General features: G+C 71.0%; 2 protein-coding genes. One reads left to right on the top strand and one right to left on the bottom strand.

The features are described 5' to 3' along the window. Positions 1-711: 711 nt before the first annotated feature. Positions 712-1,356 (bottom strand): AprI/Inh family metalloprotease inhibitor, encoded by a 645-nt coding sequence (locus A33M_RS21855; RefSeq protein ID WP_192814143.1) that lies wholly within the window; start codon positions 1,354-1,356, stop codon positions 712-714. Between the two features lie 376 nt (positions 1,357-1,732). Between A33M_RS21855 and A33M_RS22645 the strand changes: the two genes are divergently transcribed. Beyond that, positions 1,733-2,491, top strand: a complete 759-nt coding sequence (locus A33M_RS22645; protein ID WP_008392242.1) for a PH domain-containing protein — start codon at positions 1,733-1,735, stop codon at positions 2,489-2,491. The last annotated feature ends 126 nt before the right edge of the window (positions 2,492-2,617 follow it).

Here is a 2,617-nt window from a genome sequence, read left to right as displayed (position 1 = left end):
TGCGCGGTCGCGGTCGGCATGTCGGCGAGCCGCCACAGGGTGGCCCGGAGGTTCTTCTCGGTCTCGGTGAAGGCGGCGACGAAGCGACCCAGCATCTCCCAATAGGCTCGGGTCGATGCGGAAACGCTCGGTTCTGACAAATCGGCCGGCATGATCGTCATGATACGAGCTCCGTCGCGTCGCGTGCGGCACCGAACCCGCGCCGACCGACCTCGCGGGCGACCCGCCGGCCCGGTGCGCATCCGATCGGATGCCTCGAATCGGCTTATACCATAAAAACCCAATAAGGTACCACAGTGCTTGTATAGCCCTTCCGGAAAAGGCGAGCAGAATGCTGTCGCCCGGAGCCGGCGCGCCCGTCCGTTAAGGACGGCAGGGAGCACGGCCAAGTAAGGTTCCGTGTCGTCGTATCGAGAAACATGGGTCGCCGAGATCGGCGGGCCGGCCCGAGGGGGCGGGCAAAAGCCGCGATCCGGCGATCCAGCGCGCCGGACGAGACGAGGCATCTCGATGTCGATGGATGCGCGGGTCGGAGCCCGCGCATGACGGACATCTGCATGCGAGGCGACGTGTGCATGCCCTCGCCGGCGTCGGGGGAGAGATCGCGCGCAAAAAAAAAGCGGCGGGGGCGGTTCGACGGCCCGGCGCGATCGTCGGTGTAGCGTGAAACGAAGCGTTCGAGCCCGGCAAAGGTGAAGCGGGACAAGTCCCCTATTGCTTCATCATGCGGACCGGGTTGCGGCTTTCCGGCACCCGCTGCCACACCTTCGGGTCGATCTCCTCGAACCGCCAGGTGCGGTCGTCGCTGCCGACCAGCACCAGCTCGCCGCGGTCCATGATCCAGGCGGACGGCGCGAAGGCGGCGACCGCCGCGTCGCAGCCGGGCGCGACCGTCAGCGCGAGGCCGTCCGGCGTGGTGCTCGTCGCGAGGTCGAAGCTGCACAGAGTGGCGTCGCCGCGGGTCATCGCCCAGCGGCCGGCCATCTCGGCGGTGGTGGGGGGCGGCGGCTGGAGGGTGGCGACCGGCTGGAGAAACAGGATGCCTTCCTCGGGCTTCGGCGCCTCGAACAAGCCCTGCTCGACCTCGCTGAACTCGAGCAGGGGCTTTCCGCCGGCATCGACGAAGCGGAGAAAGTCGTTGTCGGCGAGCGTCCAGCCGGCGACCGCCGAGAGGAACGGAAACTGGCCGACGCAGTCCTTGGCGAGCTCGATCTTCATGCCGGCGCCGGTGCGGCCGGCGCGCTCCTTGTGGAACGAGACGACGCAGTGGCGGTCGCGGTCGGCGTTGGAGAACTCCCACGGCGCGCCGAGCATCGCCTGCACCGCGTCGGCGCCCGCCGGAGCGTCCGCCGGCACGGCGGGGGCGGGCGGCGCCGGGTTTTTTTGCGCGGCCTTCGGCGCCGCCGGCTTCGCGACGGCCGGGGCGGGGGCGGCCGGCTTGGCTGCCGGAGCTCGGGCCGGGGGTTGAGCCGACGTTTGGGCGAAAGCCGGGCCGATGACCAGCACGGCCGACAGTCCGGACAAAAGGAGTGCGCGCAAAATCATGCCGGCAGGCTAGCATGCGGCGCGGATGTCGGCCACTCGACCCCGCGACCATCCGTCGCCGCCGCGTCGGCCCGTGAGCCGCGCGGCAGCGCAGCATTGCGGGTGCGGGGGCGGGCTCCCCTGCGCCGGCGAAACGCGGTATGAAACACGGAACACCCGCACGCCGATTCCGGGAGCCTGTGCATCCATGGGTTATGTCGAGACCGTTCTTCAGCCGGGCGAGATCGTCCGGTTCCAGACGAACCGCCACTGGATCGGCTTCTTGCCCGGCGGCGCGCTGCTGGTCCTCGCCCTCGTGCTCTACGTCGCCGGCGGCGATGCGTTCTACGGCGTGTGGAACCTGCTGGCGCTGGTGCTGCTCGTCGTCGGGGTGATCCTGCTGGCGCGGGCCTGGTACCTGCGCTGGATCACCGAGATCGCGGTGACCGACCGGCGGGTGATCTACAAGGCCGGCTTCATCTCGCGCTCGACCGACGAGATGCCGCTCGGCAAGGTGGAGAACATCGAGGTGGTGCAGTCGATCCCCGGCCGCATCCTCGGCTACGGCAATGTCGACGTGAAGGGCACCGGGGCGGGCGGCATCGGCGCCGACAAGCTGTTTCGCATCGCCGACCCGCTCGGCTTCCGCAACACGGTGATGGCGGGCGAGAGCTACACGCCGGCGCCGGTCCGCACGCCGCGCCCGACGGTCGAGGAGGCGCCGCTGGCGACGCCCGCCGCGGCCCGTGCCGCCACCGCCGCTCCGGCTGCTGCGGCCGCCGCCGTCTCCGAGGCGCCGAGCCCGGTCTCGGTCGACACGCCCGAGCTGGACGAGAAGCCCGCCGCGGCCGCGCCCGCTCCGGCGTCGGCCACGGCGTCGACCGAACCCGCGTCGCCCGAGGCCGCGTCGAGGGAGCCGGCCCCCGCGGCGGGAGCAGGGGCGGCGGCGACCACCAGCGAGCGCTGACCGATTCGGACACTCGGCGAGCCGGACGGGCTCCGGCTCACCGAAAGACGTAAGAGCCCGTTTGGGAACTCCGACGGGGCTGCGCCGGAGCCGCTTTCGCCGATCCGGCAGGAGCCGATCGAGGCG

Origin of the sequence: Rhodovulum sp. PH10 (assembly GCF_000293785.1) — a bacterium.
Taxonomy (GTDB): Bacteria; Pseudomonadota; Alphaproteobacteria; order Rhizobiales; family Xanthobacteraceae; genus Rhodoplanes.
This window is presented reverse-complemented; position numbering and strand designations above follow the sequence as displayed.

What these genes read in the sequence shown, in the direction of transcription:
- A33M_RS22645 (WP_008392242.1), top strand. Translation starts at nt 1,733, where the DNA reads ATGGGTTATGTCGAGACCGTTCTTCAGCCGGGCGAGATCGTCCGGTTC.